This window comes from Natronococcus jeotgali DSM 18795, assembly GCF_000337695.1.
GTDB classification, from domain to species: Archaea; Halobacteriota; Halobacteria; order Halobacteriales; family Natrialbaceae; genus Natronococcus; species Natronococcus jeotgali.
On record NZ_AOIA01000151.1, the window covers coordinates 36,561 to 53,306 of the forward strand.

Consider the following 16,746-nt stretch of genomic DNA (forward strand, 5'->3'; position numbering starts at 1 on the left):
GGGTCGATCGACGACTTCGGACGGAGCGACAACGGCAACACGAACACGGAGGGAAACTATGGCAGACGAAGATAAGCGCGGTATCCAGGGACAACTTTTCCACGCGGAGACCGACCGAGAACCGGGCGACAGAAACTGGAAGGGGTACGGGTTCGACGTCAATCCACCCGTATTCCTCACCGCGGGCGGGCTGATCGTGCTGTTTATCGTGCTCTCACTGGCGTTTCCCGATCAGGCGGGAACGGCGTACCAGGAAACCCGAGTCGCGGTGTCGAACTACTTCGACTGGCTGTTCATCCTGGCGGCGAACGCCTTCATTATCTTCATGGTCTACCTCGCCATCAGCAAGTACGGCTCGATCCGGCTGGGCGGGGTCGACGGCGAGAAGGAGTTCAGCGACATCTCCTGGATCGCGATGCTGTTCAGCGCCGGGATGGGAATCGGCCTCATGTTCTTCGGCGTCGCCGAGCCGGTGTTTCACCTCTTCGATCCGCACCTGGGCGCGGAGGCGGGAACCGAGGGCGCCGGCGAGGTGGCGATGGCGGTGTCGCTGTTCCACTGGGGGATCCACCCGTGGGCGATCTACGCGCTGGTCGCGCTCGGACTCGCCTTCTTCTCGTTCAACCGCGGACTTCCGCTCACCTTCCGATCGGTGTTCTACCCGGTGCTCGGCGACCGGATCTACGGCTGGCCGGGCCACGTCATCGACATCTTCACCATCTTCGCGACGCTGTTCGGTCTCGTCACCTCGCTGGGACTGGGCGCGCTACAGATCAACGCCGGGCTGACGTTCGTCGGCGACGAGGTGGGCGCGTTCCCCGCCGTCCCCGACGCGACCTGGGTGGCCGTCGCGATCATCGCGATCGTCACGGGGCTGGCGACCATCTCCGTCTACCTCGGCCTCGATAAGGGGATCCGACGGCTCAGCAACCTCAACCTCACGCTGATGCTGATCCTGCTCGGCTCGGTGTTCGTCCTCGGACCGACGCTGTTCATCCTCGGCGTCCTGCCCCAGGGGATCGGCGGCTACCTCGGCAACTTCTTCGAACTCTCCTTTTTCGGCGGCGCCTTCGACAGCCACTACTTCCAGGGCTCGGAGTTCTACGGACCCGGCGGCGAGGGGGAGGGGAACTTCCTCGTCGACTGGACGGTGTTCTACTGGGCCTGGTGGATCTCCTGGTCGCCGTTCGTCGGCATGTTCATCGCACGGATCTCGAAGGGACGGTCCGTCCGGGAGTTCGTCGGCGGCGTCCTCCTGATCCCCGTCATCTTCTCGTTCGCCTGGTTCGCCGCGATGGGCGGGAGCGCGCTGAACTTCGAGCTGAACGAGGCGACCGCGGGCACCATCAGCGGTCCCGTCTTCGAAACCGGCGAGGAGGTCGCGATGTTCGCGATGTTCGAACTGATGCCGGGGACGGTGGTCCTCTCGGTGCTCGCGATCGTCCTCGTGACGACGTTCTTCGTGACCTCCTCGGACTCCGGATCGCTCGTCCTCGAGCACCTGAGCACCGGCGGCAAACACGAGACGCCCCCGGCCGGCCGGGTCTTCTGGGCGGTCTCCGAGGGGCTCGTCGCCGCCACGCTCCTGATCGCCGGCGGCGACGCGGCCGTCGAGTCGCTGCAGGCGGCGGCTATCGCCAGCGGGCTTCCGTTTACTCTCATCCTGCTGTTTATGATGTACTCCGTGCTGACTGGACTCAGACGGGAGTACAGAACCCTCCAGTCCGACGAGTTCACCGAGCTGATCGAGGACCTCCAGGAGGAAGACGAGATCGTCGTCAGGAGCCGGACCGGCGACCTCGTCACGCACGTTAGGACCAGGGACGGCACCGTCGTCGACGTCGGCGACGACTGATCGGCTACGAGCGGACGACGGTGACAGGCTGCGGACACCGTCGAAGGACCTTCTCGACGTTGGACCCGAGGTACGTCTCGAGGGTTCCCCGGCCGCGTTCGGCCACGACGACCGCGTCGATCGACGCGGCGTCGGCGTAGTCGACGATCGCTCCGGCGACCGCTCCCGACTCGACCGCGCCGACGGCCTCGAGCCCCCGCTCCTCGGCCCGATCGACGACCTCGTCGACGACCCCGTGGCCGTACTGGCGGTACTCCTCGAGTCCCGCCTCGCTCGCGCCGACGCTGCGGACGTACGACCCCTTCGTCTCGACGACGTAGAGGGCGTGGACCTCGGCGTCGAACGTCGCCGCCAGATCCAGCCCGTGCTCGACCGCGGCCTCGGCTTTCCGGCTCCCGTCCGTCGCGATCAGTATCCGGTCTAGCATACCCGTTCACGCCGGGATTCGGCGGACTCGCGCAAATAGTTTGGGCCGCGCTCCCGGCGGCGGGGTCGAGCCGCCGTCGGACGGTTCACGGGGTGTTGATCTCCCGGACGTAGATAGAGAACGCGACGAACGTCAGCAGCGTGCCGGCGACGAAGTGTCGCCCCGCCAGCAAGAGACCGACGCTGGCGAGAGCCAGCACCACCGCGAGGATCGTGGCGGCGAGCGCGACGCGTCTGGACATACCGAGTTACCGCGGGGACGCGACTTATTCCCGTCGGCTCGAGGACGAGCGAACGCCGATGAGACCGATCAGCTCGTCCACTGGGGGCCGGCGACGACGGTCACCGGCGCGTCGATCATCCGGATGACCTTCTCGGAGGTACTCCCGAGGTGGCGCTCGACCGCCCCGTGGCCCTGCTTTCCCATCACGACGAGGTCGGCGTCGTTCTCCGCGGCGTAGTCGACGATCTCCTCGGCCGGACGACCGGTTCTGATCGCGCCCTCGCCGCTGAGGCCGCGCTCGGAGACGCGGTCGACGACCTCGCTGACGACCTCTTTGCCGTACTCCCTGTAGGAGCGGAGCTCGTCGTCGGTGAGGCCGACCGTCAGGATGTAGTTCGCCTTGGTCTCGACCACGTACAGCACGTGTACCCTCGCACCCACCGCTTCGGCGACGTCGAGGCCGTGTTCGATACACCCCTCGGCCTCGTCGCTCCCGTCCGTCGCGATCAGAACGTTGTCGTACATATGTACTCGTCCTCTCCCGTCCGGAACATGGCGGGTCACTCATATAGTCTTTGCTTTTGTTACCACACGACACGGTCCCGGAGCCGTCGCGGTGTTGCTCACCGACAGCGCCGAGGCGTTGCAGGCGACGGCCGTGCTGACCGGCGCTCCCTTCGCCGTCTCGTTCTGGACGCGCTGGTCGGCCTTCGTCGCGACGCTGGGCCGCCACGAGCGCGGGCACCGATGGCTCGTCGGCGCCGCGCGCTCGCGGCTGGGCGGCGGTACCGAGGACGAGGAGGACTGAGAGCGACGAGCCGAAAATCGAACCGGGCCGTCAGTCGTCGGCCGGCGTCTCGGCGTCGGCGGGCTCGAGGCCGACCTCGATCTCGGTCGCGGCGGCCTTGTACTCGGGGATCTTCGCGCGCTCGTCGAGGACGTCGTTGGTCAGCCGGTTGGCGGAGGCGGCCGCGAAGTGTGGCGTCGTCCACACCGACCCCTCCTTGATCGCGTCGGTAACCTGGGCCTCGACGGTGATCTCGCCTCGTCGGGATTTGAGCACGACGTCCTGACCGTCCTCGATCCCGTACCGCTCGGCGTCGTCGGGGTGGACGTCGACGAAGTTCTCGGGAGTCTGGCGGTTCAGCGTCGGCGACCGACGGCTCATCGTCCCCGTATTGTAGTGTTCCTCGAGCCGGGCGGTCGTCAGGATCAGCGGGTACTCCTCGTCGGGGGTCTCCTTGGGCGGCTGGTGGGTGACGCCCTCGATCCGTCCGAGGCCGTTGTCGGTGTCGAAGCTGTCCTCGTAGAGGAACCGGTCGCCCTCGTCGCCGAGTTCGTAACAGGGCCACTGGATCCCCTCCTCGCCGAGGATATCGTAGGTCATCCCGTAGTAGCTCGGACAGACCTGCCGGAGCTCCTCGAAGACGGCCTCCTCGTCCTCGAAGCGGAACTCCTCCTCGCTGAACAGCCGGCTGCCGACCTCCATGAGGATCTCGAGGTCGTGTTTCGTGTTCTCGTGGACCTTCTCGACGCCGCGCATCCGCTGGACCCGCCGGTCGGTGTTGGTGACGGTGCCGCCGCGCTCGGCCCAGGTCGTCGCCGGGAGGACGACGTCGGCGTACTGGGCCGTCTCGGTCATGAAGATGTCCTGTGCGACCATGAACTCGAGGTCCTGAATGCGCTCGATGACTCGGTTGGCGTCGGGTTCGCTCACGACCGGGTTCTCGCCCATCACGTACAGCCCTTTCACCGAGTTGCCGAACTCGTGGGAGAGCTCGACGTTCGTCAGTCCTGGCTCGTCGGGCACCTCGAAGCCCCACTCCTCCTCGACGGACCGACGGGCCTCGTCGTCGTCGACAAGCTGGTAGCCCGGCAGGACGTTCGGCATCGCGCCGACGTCGCAGGTCCCCTGAACGTTGTTCTGTCCCCGCAGGGGGTTGACGCCCGTTCCCGGCTTGCCGAGGTTGCCCGTGATCAGCGCGAGGTTGATCTCGTTTTGAACGTTGTCGACGCCGCAGGTGTGCTGGCTCATCCCCATCCCGGTGAAAATGGCCGCGTTGTTCGCCATCGCGTACTTCTCCGCGGCCATCTCGATATCCTCGAGCGGGACGCCACACTGCTCGGCGGCTTCTTCCTTGTCGAAGTCCGCGAGGGTCTCTTTGAGGTGGTCGAACCCCTCAGTGCGCTCCTCGATGAACGCCTCGTCGATCCAGCCCGCGTCGGGCTCTTCCTCGTGGTTCTCGAGGATCGTCTTGATGACGACGTTCAACAGCGGGATGTCGGTTCCCGGCTCGAGCTGGAGGTGCTGGTGGCGATCGGTCTCGTCGATCTGGAACGACGAGGTCGTCTTGTTGGCGTGGGGATCGACCTGGATCACCGTCGCCCCCTCGAGGACGGCCTGGCGGAAGTACTGGCTGTTGGCGATCGGGTGTTGCTCGCCGGGGTTTGCCCCCTGGATCCAGAAGACGTCGGCCGACTCCTCTAAGTCGGCCATGCTGTTGGTCATCGCGCCCGCGCCGAGGCTGGTCCGCAGCGCCCACACCGTCGAGGCGTGACACATCCGGGTGCAGTTGTCGACGTTGTTGGTGCCGTACCGGCGCGCGAGCTTCTGGAGGAGGTAGTTCTCCTCGTTCATCGTCTTCGAGGAGCCGAAAAAGCCCGTCGCGTCGGGCTCGTACTCCTCGCGGATCCGCTCGAGTTCGTCGACGATGCGGTCGTAGGCCTCCTCCCACGTCGCCTCGCGGAACTCGCCGTTTTCCTTGATCAGCGGCTCGGTGAGTCGGTCCTCGTGGTCGACGACCTCCGTCGCCGCGCCCCCCTTGATGCAGATTCGGCCCTCGTTGACCGGGGCGTCGCCCCAGGGCATGAACTGGACGTCGCCGGGTTCCTCGCCCTGGTTGACCTGAATTCCGCAGCCGACGCCGCAGTACGGACAGATCGTCTTGACGGGCTCGGATTCCTCAGTCGCCATCGGAACCACCTGTGTGGAGTGTGACCATGATATACCATAGCGTTCCATCCGACGAGGTATGAACGTTTCTCCCGTCCCGTTCGAAACGGCGAGAGAAACGTTCACAGTACCGGGCGTCTAACCGACCGACGATGGCGCTCGCCCCGGACGCGGTCGAGATCCTCGCCGACGAGTACCCCGACGAACAGCCCCTCGCGGCCGTCGAGGACGAACACCGCGAGCTGTTGCCCGCGACCCTCCGGAAGGGAGCGTACGGCCGGCGCGACGTCGAGTGGATCGTCCAGTGGTACTTCCGGCGCCTCCTCGGTCGGTACCCCGACGCCGAGCGACGGGCCGCCGAGGAGCGCTTCGGCGACAACGAGTACGAGGCCCTCGAGACGGCGATCGAGGGCGCTCTCGCGGCCGAGACGACGCGCGCGAAACTCGAGGCGCTGACGGAACTCACGGGCGTCGACGTCCCGATCGGAACGGCGTTCCTGCAGTTCCTCGAGCCCGAGCGGTACCTGGCGATGAGCGCCCGCGAGTGGGGAGTGTTTCGCGAACAGGGGGAACTCGAGGAACCGTATCCGGACGAACCGAACGTCGAGGACTACGAGCGCTACCTCGAGCGCTGTCGCGAACTCGAGCGGCGGTGTGACCGCGACCTCTGGGACTGCTACCGGGCGCTGTGGCTGCTGGGCCACCGATCCGAAGGCGGGCGGTGAGCGGGCTCAGAACAGCCCGTCGATGCTCCCGTCCGGCCGCAGCTCCATGTTCGCGGCCGCCGGCTCCTCGGGAAGTCCGGGCAGGGTGAGGACGTCGGCGGTCAACACGACGAGAAAGCCCGCGCCCGCGGAGGGGTAGACCTCGTTGACCTCGAGGGTCCAGTCCTCGGGGACGCCCTTGCGGCTCGCGTCGTCGCTCAGCGAGTGGAACGTCTTGGACATGCAGATCGGCACGTCGTCGAACCCGTGTTCGGTGAGCCGTTCGATGTCGCTCTGGGCGTCGCTGTGGTACTCCTGTCTCTTATACACATCTNNCCCTGCGCCATCAGAGATGTGTATAAGAGACAGGGTCGACCCCGCCCTCGCCACCGTCGCTGAACACCGTCGATTCGGCGGCCCGCACGTCGAGCTCCTCCCGGCAGTGCTCGAGGACCGCCTCGACCTCGGCGTCGGTGTCGTCGGGGAACCGATTGAGCGCGACGACGACGGGGACGCCGAACTTCCGGAGGTTCTCGGCGTGTTTGTCGAGGTTCTCGAGGCCGCGCTCGACGGCCGCGACGTCCTCGCCTTCCAACTCGTCGAGGTTCGGCGGCCACATGTCCTGGCCGTGGTACTTCAGCGCCCGCACCGACGCGACGAGCGTGACCGCGTCGGGCTCCATCTCGCCGAACCGACAGACGATGTTCATGAACTTCTCGGCGCCCAGATCGGAGCCGAAGCCGGCCTCGGTGACGAGGTACTCCGAGAGGTGGGCCGCGACCTCGTCGGCGATCAGCGAGTTGGTGCCGTGGGCGATGTTGGCGAACGGGCCGCCGTGAACGAACGCGGGCGTCCCCTCGAGCGTCTGGACGACGTTTGGCTTGAGCGCGTCCTTCAGCAGGATCGCGGCCGCGTCGGTCGCGCCGATGTCGTCGACCGTGACCGGCTCGCCGTCCTCGGCGTAGGCGACGACGATCCGACCGATGCGGGCCTTGAGATCCTCGAGGCTGTCGGCGAGACAGAGTACCGCCATCATCTCGGAGGCCGCCGTCAGGATGAACCCGTCCTCGCGCGGAACCCCGGTGACCTCGCCGCCCAGGCCGACCACCGTCTCCCGGAGGACCCGGTCGTTCATGTCGATCGCGCGGGGCCAGTTCACCCAGTTGACCGCGATATCGAGCTCGTTGCCCTGCTTGATGTGGTTGTCGAGCATCGTCGAGATCAAGTTGTGCGCCGAGGTGAGCGCGTGCAGATCACCCGTGAAGTGGAGGTTGATGTCCTCCATCGGGAGCACCTGGGAGTAGCCCCCGCCCGCGGCGCCGCCTTTCACGCCGAAGACCGGTCCCAGCGACGGCTCCCGGATCGCGACCAGCGCGTCCCGATCGATCCGGTTGAACGCCTGGCCGAGCCCGACCGTCGTCACCGTCTTCCCCTCGCCCAGCGGCGTCGGCGTCATCCCGGTGACGAGGATCAGCTTCCCGTCCTCGGAGTGCTCGCTCCGCAGGCGCTCGATCGCGTCGAAGGAGACCTTCGCCTTGTAGTCGCCGATCGGCTCGAGGTCGTCGGCCGCGAGCCCGAACGGCTCGACGACGTCGGCGATCGGACGCTTCTCGGCGTCCTGTGCGATCTCGTAGTCGGTCGGAATCGCCCCGTCCTGATTCGAACCCGTCATCTAGCGTCTGTTTTCCCGAAACGGTGATAAGTGTTAGCTCACCTCTAGTGTTCCGGATACGACGAGGTCCGTCCCCGAATCCCGTTCGACCGTATTACCACGGGGGTACGAGCCGAACTCGTTCGCCCGTAACTCGCCATGATCGCGTCTACTACGGGAATTTAATACCCTGGGTATCGTTGACACGAAACTGGAAGAAGTATGGGAGATAACAACATGCAAGAACCGGGTAGCCGGTGTTCGAACGGAAAGCGGAGGGACGGTCTCGAGGGAGGCGAACGCGGATGAGCGACGCGTTCCCCTCGAGCGCGGGCACCGTGATCATCGGGGCGGGGATCGTCGGCAACAGCCTCGCGTACCACCTCGCTGAGCAGGGCCGGGAGGATATCCTGTTGCTCGACAAGGGACCGTTGCCGGATCCCGGCGGTTCGACGGGTCACGCGTCGAACTTCCTGATGCCGGTCGAGCACTCCAAGGAGATGACCCACCTCACCCGCCGGAGCATCGAACAGTACGAGGACATGGACACCTTCACCAACAGCGGCGGGATCGAGGTGGCCCGGACCGAGGAGCGCATGGAAGAACTCCGGCGGCGCGTCCAGTCCGCGAAGGCCTGGGGCGAGCCCGGACGCATGCTCTCGGTCGAGGAGGTCGAGGAGATGGTTCCCTACGTCAACACCGACCTGATCAGGGGCGGGTTCTACAGCCCGGGTGCGGGAACCTGCGACCCGCTGCGTGCCGGCGAGGTGATGCGGGCCCGCGCCGACGAGTACACCGACGGCGGGCTGACGGTGTCGCCGAACACGACGGTGCTTGACCTCCACCTCGAGGACGGCGCGATCAGCGCGGTCGAGACCGATCGGGGAACCGTCGAGGCCGACGAGGTCGCGATCGCCTGCGGCCTGTGGAGCCCGAAGATCGCCGCGATGGCCGGCGTCGAGATCCCGCTGACGCCGGCGGTCCACCAGATGGTCAGCGTCGGCCCGATCTCCTTTTTCGAGGACTACGAGGGCGAGATCTCCTTCCCCGTCGTCCGGGATATGGACACCCAGATGTACGAGCGCCAGCACGGCAACGACCTCGAGGTCGGCTCCTACCAGCACCGCCCGATCCTCTGGGACGTCGAGGAGATCCCCTCGATCGACGAGGCGCCGCTGTCGCCGACCCAGCCGCCCCTGACCGACGACGCGTTCGAACAGTCGATGCACGACGCCCTCGAGATGGTGCCCGACCTGCTGGACGATCCCGAGGCCGGCGTCCGCCACGAGATCGACGGGCTGCTGTCGGTGACCCCCGACGGCGCGCCCCTACTGGGTCCGCTACAGGACGTCGAGGGGCTGTGGTCCTGCGCCGCGGTCTGGATCAAGGAGGCCCCCGCCGTCGGCGAGGCCGTCGCCCAGTGGATGACTCGGGGCTGGTCGGACATCGACCTCCACGGCTCGAACGTCAACCGCTTCTACGAGTACGGCACCTCCAGACAGTTCGTCAAGAACCGCGCAGACGAGGGGTTCCAGAAGATCTACGGCATCGTCCACCCCCACGAGCAGTGGCAGAGCTCCCGCCCGCTGCGCACGAGTCCGTTCTACGACCGCCAGGACGACCTCGACGCCCGCTTCTTCGAGGCCGCGGGCTGGGAGCGACCCCAGTGGTACGAGTCCAACGAGGACCTCCTCGAGCGCTACGACGAGGACCTCGAGGGGCTGAGACGGCCCAACGAGTGGGACTCGCGGTGGTGGTCCCCGATAATCCTGGCCGAACACCTCCACATGCGCGACAACGTGGCGATGGTCGGCGACATGGGCTTCGGCATCTTCGATTTCGTGGGTGCAGACGCCCGCGAGTTCCTCGAGGGGATGGCCGTCGGCCGGATCGACGTCGACGTCGGGAAGACGGTGTACACGCCGATTCTGGCGGAAAACGGCGGCTTCGTCTCGGACCTGACGATCGCCCGGCTCGGCCCCGACCACTTCCGGCTGATCACGGGCGGAGCCGCCGCCGGCTCCGATCGGGCCTGGTTCGGGAGCCACGTCCCCGAGGACGCCGACGTCACGATGATCGACAACTCCGAGTCGCTGTGTACGCTCGGCGTCTGGGGGCCGAACGCTCGCGAGGTCCTCGAGTCGGTCGCCGAGGAGGACGTCTCCCACGAGGCGTTCCCGCCCTACACCGCCCGGGAGCTCACCGTCGGCGAGGTCGACGCCTGGGCGATGCGACTCTCCTACGTCGGCGAGCGCGGCTGGGAGCTCTACGCGCCGATGGGCCAGGGCCGACGGCTCTGGGAGGTGATCGAGGACGCCGGCGCGGACCACGATATTCGCCCGGTCGGGATGGGCGTCTACGGCACCACGGGCCGCATGGAGAAGGGGTACCGCCTGCACGGCCACGAGCTCGAACTCGAGTACGACCCCTCGGAGGCCGGCCTCTCGTTCCACGGGGTCAAGGACGCGGACTTCGTCGGGAAGGAAGCGTACGAGGAGGCGCTCGAGACCGAGGACACGGCGACGCTGTGTACGCTGTCGGTGAGCGACCACGCCCCCGAGGGCGGCGAGCCCCGGTTCATGCTCGGCGGCGAGCCCGTGCTGGACGACGACGGCGAGGTGATCGTCGACGAGGAGGGCCGGGAGTCCTCCGTCACCAGTGCCGGGACGGGCCCGACAATCGGTAAACACCTCCTGATGGCCTATCTCCCGCCGGAGTACGCCGAGGAGGGCCGCGAGCTCGCGGTCGAGTACATGGGCCAACGGTACCCCGTCGAGGTCGAGGTCGCCGGCAGCGAGCCGCTGTTCGACCCCGAGAACGACCGCATCCGGAGCTAACCATGAGGGTACTCGCCTGTCTCAAACGCGTTCCGAACACGGGCGCCAGGATCGTCCTCACCGAGGACGAGCAACGGATCGACGCGAGCGGACTGGGCTTTACGATGAGCCCCCACGAGGAGTGTGCGATCGAGGAGGCCGTCGCGCAGGTCGAGACCCACGGCGGCTCCGCTCACCTGCTCACCCTCGGCCCATCCGAGGCGGACGAACAACTCCGGACGGGACTGGCCATGCAGGCCGACGAGGCGACGCTGCTCGAGACCGACGGCGAGGAGTGGTCCCCGCGGGCGACCGCCGACGCGCTCGCGGACGGAATCGATCGGCTCGCCGACGACGAGGGGTTCGACCTGCTGTTGTTCGGCAACGAGTCGGCCGACGCGGCCAACTACCAGGTCGGCGTCCGCGTCGCGAGCGAACTCGGCTACCCCTGCGTCACCGGGATCAAGGACCTCGAGATCGAGGACGGAACCGCGATCGCGAGACGCGAGGTCCCCGGCGGCGAGGAGGTCTACGAACTCGACCTGCCAGCCGTCGTGACCGTCAAGGAAGGGCTCAACGAGCCCCGGTACGCCTCGATGCGGGCCAAGATGCAGGCCCGCCAGCAGGACACCGAGAGCATGGAGCCCCGGGCCGAGACGAGGGCTGGCGGACTCGAGAAGGTCCGACTCGAGGCGCCCGAGACCGACGACTCGCCCGCGGAGATCCTGGGCGAGGGGCCGGAAGCGGTGCCCGAAATCGTCGAGACCCTCGCCGAGGAGGAGGTCGTATGATCCTCGCGCTCGTCGAACACGACGAGGGAACGCCCGAGGAACTCTCGCTCGAGGGAGTCGCGATGGCCCGCGAGCTGGCGACCGCCGAGGGTGACTCGCTCGAGGTCGTCGCCGTCGGCGACGAGGCCGACGCGCTGGGCGAGGCCCTCGGCGAGCACGGCGTCGAGGCGGTCCACTGCGTCGCTCACGACCGCCTCGAGGGAGAGACCTACGCGCCCGACGCCTGGGCGGAGAGCGTCGCCCAGCTCGCCGACGACTGCGGGGCGACGGCGATCACGGGTCCCGGGACCGACCGCGGGCGCGACGTCCTCGCACGGGTCGGCACGAAACTCGACGCGCCGCTGGCGACGGACTGTCTCGGGGTCGAGGTCGCCGACGACGGCGCCTACGAGCTCCGGCGGAACCGCTGGGGCGGGAGCCTGATCGAGCACGCCCGCCTCGAGGGTAACCGAAAGCTGCTGACGGCGGCCGAACACGAGTTCTCGAGCGAACCCGCGGCATCCGCGGTCGAGGCGACCGTCTCCGCGTTCGAACCCGACCTCGAGGACGACGACCTCGCGGTCCGGGTCGACCGCGTCGAAGCGGGCGACGAGGAAGGGATCTCACTGGGCGAGGCCCGGGTCGTCGTCGGCGGGGGTCGGGGCGTCGGCAGCGCCGCGGACTACGACCAGCTCGAGGAGCTGGCGGAACTGCTGGGCGGAACCGTCGGCGCCTCCCGGGCTGCGGTCAACGAGGGGTGGCGTCCCCACGACGATCAGGTCGGTCAGACGGGCGCGAAAATCAGTCCGGACATCTACATCGCCTGCGGAATCAGCGGTGCGGTCCAGCATATGGTCGGCTGCAAGGGCGCGGATTCGCTGCTCGCGATCAACACGGATCCCGAGGCGGCGATCATCCAGAAGGCCGACTGGGCCGTGATCGGCGACCTCCACGAGGTCGTACCGGCGCTGAACGACGCGCTCCGGGAGGCCGACTGACCGTCCGCGTCGAGCGGACGGACGGTCGCCGGGGACCGACGCTCGGTTCGCGTCGCGAGTCCTCCGTCCGATCCGCAACCCGTACGAAACCCAACGGTTCTCGGTCGTGGGCGGAGCAAAGGGGGCGACCGACGAGCCCCGGAGGTCGATCGTCGGGTCGGAATCGTGTCCGGACTATCAGGGAAAAAGATGTGTGAGGCAAGGCTTCGGGGCTGTACGGACCTTTTTAATCCGTAGTGCGTACGGGGTCGTATGACACTGCATAACAGAACGGTCCGCCAGGACGTCCGCGAGCTGGGCGCGCTCCTCGGCGACGTCCTCGAGGACCAGACCTCGCGGCGGGCGTTCGAGACCGTCGAGTCCTGCCGGACGACGGCGATCGATTACCGATCGGGCGAGCTCGAGTCCCGCGATCCGCTCGCGACGGAGCTCAACAACCTCTCGCCCCACCAGCAGCGGGTCGTCGCCAGGGCCTTCACGACGTACTTCGAGCTCATCAACCTCGCCGAGGAGCGCGAGCGCGTGCGCTCGATCCGAACCGGCTCCCAGGAGGGGACCCTCGAGGACAGCCTCGAAACGGCCGCGGCCGAACTCGCCGAGACCGACGTCGAGACGGTCCAGCAGGTCCTCGAGGACGTCCTGATCGAGCCGACGTTCACCGCCCACCCGACGGAGGCCCGGCGCAAGACGGTCAAATCGAAGCTGCGAACGATCGCGACCCACCTCGAGACCCTCGACGAGCGACTGCTGACCGACAAGGAACGGGACCAGGTCTGGCGGGACGTCGACGCCGAGGTGACGAGCCTCTGGCAGACCCCCCAGGTCCGCAAGCGCCAGCCGGAGGTCGCCGACGAGGCCCGCAACGTCCAGTGGTACCTCGAGAACACGCTGTTCGACGTCGTCGGCGAGGTCTACGACGAGCTCGCGGACGCCATCGACGAGGAGGTCGGCCACAGCCTCGAGATTCCGAAGCTGTTCGAGTTCCGCTCGTGGGCCGGCAGCGACCGGGACGGCAACCCCTACGTCACCCCGGAGGTGACCGCGAACACCCTCGAGCGCCAGCGGGAGGTCGTCTTAGAGCAGTACCGTACCCAGCTCAAGCGCCTCTCGGGCGTGCTGAGCCAGGACGGCAGCCGGATCGACGTCGGCCCGGAGTTCGAGGCCGGACTCGAGGACGACCGGGAGCTGCTGCCCGGCAGCGCCCGCACCGCCGAGAACCGCTACCCGGGCGAGCCCTACCGCCAGAAGCTCAAGCTGATGCGCGAGCGCCTGGCGCGGGTCGGCGACGTCCGCCCCGGCGGCTACGACGAGGTCGACGAGCTCCTCGAGGACCTCGAGGTCGTCGCCAAGAGCCTGCGGAACAACGGCGCCGAGAGCGTCGTCGACGCCCACGTCGATCCGATCCGTCGCCAGGTCGCCACCTTCGGCTTCTCGCTGGCGAGCATGGACCTGCGGGACCACCAGCAGAAACACACCGACGCCATCGCCGCGGCGCTAGAGCGGGAGGGGATCGACTACCACGGCCTGAGCGAGGACGAACGCGTCGAACTCCTGACCGACGCGGTCCTCCAGGACGAGCCCGTGATCGACCTCACCGACACCGAGGGACTCTCGGAGGATTCGGCCCGCGTGCTGACGCTGTTCGACGAGCTCGGCGACTGGCAGACCGAGTACGGCGTCGAGGCGATCGACACCTACGCGATCTCGATGACCGAGGAGCCAAGCCACGTCCTCGAGGTGCTGTTCCTCGCCGACCAGGCCGACGTCGTCTCCCTGCCCGAGCACTGCGGGATCGACATCGTCCCGCTGCTCGAGACCGAGTACGCCCTCTCGGGGGCCCGCCGGATCATGGGGACGCTGTTCGAGAACGAGGCCTACGCGCAGGCGCTCGCTGCCCGCGACGACACCCAGGAGATCATGCTGGGGTACTCCGATTCGAACAAGGAGAACGGCTTCCTCGCGGCGAACTGGTCGCTGTACAAGAACCAGCGCCGGCTGGGCGAGATCTGCGACGACCACGACGTGACGATGCGGCTGTTCCACGGCCGCGGCGGCTCGATCTCGCGGGGCGGCGGCCCGATGAACCAGGCGCTGCTCGCCTTGCCGAACTCCACCGTCACGGGCCAGGTGAAGTTCACCGAGCAGGGCGAGGCGATCGCCGAGAAGTACGGCAACCCCCGCATCGCCGAGCGCAACATCGAGCAGATGCTGAACGCCCAGCTCCGGGCTCGACTCTACGCCGAGGACCAGCCGGAGGAAGACGTCGACGAGGAGTGGGTCGAGGCGATGGAGACGATGGCCGACGCCGCCCGTCGGGAGTACCGCGATCTGCTCGAGAGCGAGGGGTTCGTCCGGTACTTCGAACAGGCGACGCCGATCACCGTCATCGAGGACCTCGATCTGGGCTCCCGGCCCGCCTCGCGGTCGGGCGAGCGCACCGTCGAGGACCTGCGGGCGATCCCGTGGGTGTTCTCCTGGACCCAGTCGCGGTGTATCCTGCCGGGCTGGTACGCCCTGGCCAGCGGGATCGACGCCTACCTCGAGGACGGCGGCTCGACGGAAACCCTCCAGGAGATGTACGAACAGTGGTCGTTCTTCCGGACGACGCTGGACAACGCCGCGCTCTCGCTGTCCCGGACCGAACTCGAGATCGCCGAGACCTACGCGGGGATGGCCGACGCCGACCTCCGCGAGCGGTTCTTCCCGCGGGTCAGCGAGGAGTACGAGCGGGCCGCGAAGCTCGTCAAGACCATCGGCCAGCGCGAAGAGCTTCACACCCGCGACTGGCTCGGCGAGAACCTCGAGCGACGGAACCCCTACGTCGATCCGCTGAACCTGCTGCAGGTCTACCTGCTCGGTCGCACCCACCGCACCGACATCGAGGAGCGAACCCTGCGACTGACGGTGAAGGGGATCGCCGCGGGGATGAAGAATACGGGTTGACATCCTCCCGCGCCTAAAGACGTCCCCAGAACGCGGAGCGTTCTGGTGTGCGAACGAGACGCGTCGCGTCTCGGTAACGCGGGAATCCACGAAGTGGATATTCAGGTTGCGCGTTTCCTCGGGGTTCAAGTACGCTTTCGCGTGACCCTTCGACGGTCGTCGTCCAGTTGTGACCATGGACGTACTTTTCAGCGCGTGTAGCCCTGTCAATGGGGCCTTCCTCCCCGCATACAGCGAGCGCCAAAGACGGCGGGTTCTTCAGCCCGCGAGGTAGCACGGTTCGCGTCAGCCGAACTGCTACGCCGTGCATGGTTCACCCTCCCGTTGTGCGATATTTTCCGAAGCGTTCAGGTCAGCATGGCGTCCCCGACTGCACTCCAAACATGAAAAGTGGTCACCATCACGGGTTCCCATCGAACCACACGCCGAACATCGCTGACTGGTATAGTGTGGGTCACCCTTCTCGACGCGGATACCAGCGCGTTCGGCTTTGTACGTGATGAACTGTTGGAGTTGGTGGAAATGCCACGAGTGGATGCCCGACCACGAACTGTTCTCGCGGATACCTTCGAGGTCTTCCATCCGGATGACTGGATTCTCGAACTGTTCCGCGAACGTGATGAGGCGACGGGAGAGTTTGTGGTTCAAGTCCGTAATTCGACGCTGTTCTTTGTCACCCACACGGTTTCGTGCGCGAAGCGCACCCGCTTGTGAAAGCGAATCGCGTAGGGAACGATATTTGCGTCGAACATACTTCGCCTTACCACCTGATACCAGCATCGACTCGTCTTCGTCGTAGGCGGTCACGGCAAGAATATGCCGTTTACCAATATCGACACCGATGGGCGTCTCACCAGATGTATCGGCGTCGTATTCGATGTTGAACGTACAGAACCAGTCGTCGCCACGGCGGTACACCTGTAGCCGTGTTTTCTTTGCGTCACCTTCGACCAGTCGGTCTACGGGGTCGGCAATATCGTCATACACCTCTATCGGGGTGTACCACCATTGCGAGACGCACGGGAAGCCGACGACGACCGTCCCGTTCTCGGTCGTGTCGATTTCCCAGTTCTGATTGTTGACGGCGAACGGTTGACTCTCTCGGTAGCGAACCTCTCCATCATTGTTGTGGTCGGATTTCGCCTCTCGGATGGCTTGGTTCTGGATGGCCGAATAGAGGTCGTTGTCGATACTGGCCGTGGTCACGGACTTGCCGAAGTCGCCGTTCTCCCATCCGTCGATGCAGAATTGCTTGGTATCACGGTAGAGTCGAGTCGCGCGTTGCCACTCTTTGCGCCGTGAGAGGGATGGGTTGTGGAACTTCGCGGTGACAGTCACCGTGACTATTACAATTGTAATTATATATTCTTTCTTAAGAATCTGTTGGAATATCAGGCCGTGCTATCG

12 protein-coding genes and 1 pseudogene are annotated in these 16,746 nt (G+C 66.5%); 7 read left to right on the forward strand and 6 right to left on the reverse strand.

What is annotated here, in order from left to right; genetic code table 11:
• Nucleotides 1-58: 58 nt before the first annotated feature.
• Nucleotides 59-1,855 (forward strand): BCCT family transporter, encoded by a 1,797-nt coding sequence (locus C492_RS17525; RefSeq protein ID WP_008426077.1) that lies wholly within the window; start codon nucleotides 59-61, stop codon nucleotides 1,853-1,855.
• 4 nt (nucleotides 1,856-1,859) lie between these two features.
• Here the strand turns inward: C492_RS17525 and C492_RS17530 are convergent, their stop codons facing one another.
• The 3 genes from C492_RS17530 to C492_RS17535 form a co-directional block, all read right to left on the reverse strand.
• Complete coding sequence (locus C492_RS17530) at nucleotides 1,860-2,282, reverse strand: universal stress protein (RefSeq protein WP_008426078.1); 423 nt, start codon at nucleotides 2,280-2,282, stop codon at nucleotides 1,860-1,862.
• Nucleotides 2,283-2,367: 85 nt separating this feature from the next.
• The gene (locus tag C492_RS24750) at nucleotides 2,368-2,523 is read right to left on the reverse strand and encodes a hypothetical protein (protein WP_169333457.1); all 156 of its coding nucleotides are present in this window, start codon (nucleotides 2,521-2,523) and stop codon (nucleotides 2,368-2,370) included.
• A gap of 68 nt (nucleotides 2,524-2,591) precedes the next feature.
• Nucleotides 2,592-3,029, reverse strand: a complete 438-nt coding sequence (locus C492_RS17535) for a universal stress protein (protein WP_008426079.1) — start codon at nucleotides 3,027-3,029, stop codon at nucleotides 2,592-2,594.
• Nucleotides 3,030-3,123: 94 nt separating this feature from the next.
• On the opposite strand from C492_RS17535, the gene C492_RS24755 reads away from it, so the two are divergent.
• Nucleotides 3,124-3,312: a hypothetical protein gene (locus tag C492_RS24755; protein ID WP_169333456.1), complete on the forward strand. Its 189-nt coding sequence runs from the start codon at nucleotides 3,124-3,126 to the stop codon at nucleotides 3,310-3,312.
• A 30-nt stretch (nucleotides 3,313-3,342) separates the two neighbouring features.
• Here the strand turns inward: C492_RS24755 and fdhF are convergent, their stop codons facing one another.
• Nucleotides 3,343-5,478 carry a formate dehydrogenase subunit alpha gene (gene fdhF / locus C492_RS17545; RefSeq protein WP_008426084.1) on the reverse strand — a complete coding sequence of 712 codons (2,136 nt, stop codon included), beginning with the start codon at nucleotides 5,476-5,478 and terminating at the stop codon, nucleotides 3,343-3,345.
• Nucleotides 5,479-5,609: 131 nt separating this feature from the next.
• On the opposite strand from fdhF, the gene C492_RS17550 reads away from it, so the two are divergent.
• A complete protein-coding gene (locus tag C492_RS17550; protein WP_008426086.1) occupies nucleotides 5,610-6,182 on the forward strand; it encodes a hypothetical protein in 573 nt (190 codons plus the stop codon).
• 6 nt (nucleotides 6,183-6,188) lie between these two features.
• Here the strand turns inward: C492_RS17550 and C492_RS17555 are convergent.
• Nucleotides 6,189-7,833: pseudogene (locus C492_RS17555) on the reverse strand (formate--tetrahydrofolate ligase).
• Nucleotides 7,834-8,117: 284 nt separating this feature from the next.
• Between C492_RS17555 and C492_RS17560 the strand changes: the two are divergent.
• From C492_RS17560 to ppc, 4 genes are all read left to right on the forward strand, one after another.
• Nucleotides 8,118-10,649 carry a GcvT family protein gene (locus C492_RS17560; protein WP_008426088.1) on the forward strand — a complete coding sequence of 844 codons (2,532 nt, stop codon included), beginning with the start codon at nucleotides 8,118-8,120 and terminating at the stop codon, nucleotides 10,647-10,649.
• Between the two features lie 2 nt (nucleotides 10,650-10,651).
• On the forward strand, nucleotides 10,652-11,419 hold the full coding sequence (locus C492_RS17565; protein ID WP_008426090.1) for an electron transfer flavoprotein subunit beta/FixA family protein: 768 nt from the start codon (nucleotides 10,652-10,654) through the stop codon (nucleotides 11,417-11,419).
• Nucleotides 11,416-12,396 (forward strand): electron transfer flavoprotein subunit alpha/FixB family protein, encoded by a 981-nt coding sequence (locus C492_RS17570; RefSeq protein ID WP_008426091.1) that lies wholly within the window; start codon nucleotides 11,416-11,418, stop codon nucleotides 12,394-12,396. Before C492_RS17565 ends, C492_RS17570 begins: the two co-directional genes overlap by 4 nt.
• A gap of 252 nt (nucleotides 12,397-12,648) precedes the next feature.
• The gene (gene ppc / locus C492_RS17575) at nucleotides 12,649-15,339 is read left to right on the forward strand and encodes a phosphoenolpyruvate carboxylase (protein WP_008426093.1); all 2,691 of its coding nucleotides are present in this window, start codon (nucleotides 12,649-12,651) and stop codon (nucleotides 15,337-15,339) included.
• Between the two features lie 297 nt (nucleotides 15,340-15,636).
• Here the strand turns inward: ppc and C492_RS17580 are convergent, their stop codons facing one another.
• Complete coding sequence (locus C492_RS17580) at nucleotides 15,637-16,686, reverse strand: RNA-guided endonuclease TnpB family protein (RefSeq protein WP_049893163.1); 1,050 nt, start codon at nucleotides 16,684-16,686, stop codon at nucleotides 15,637-15,639.
• Nucleotides 16,687-16,746 lie beyond the last annotated feature (60 nt).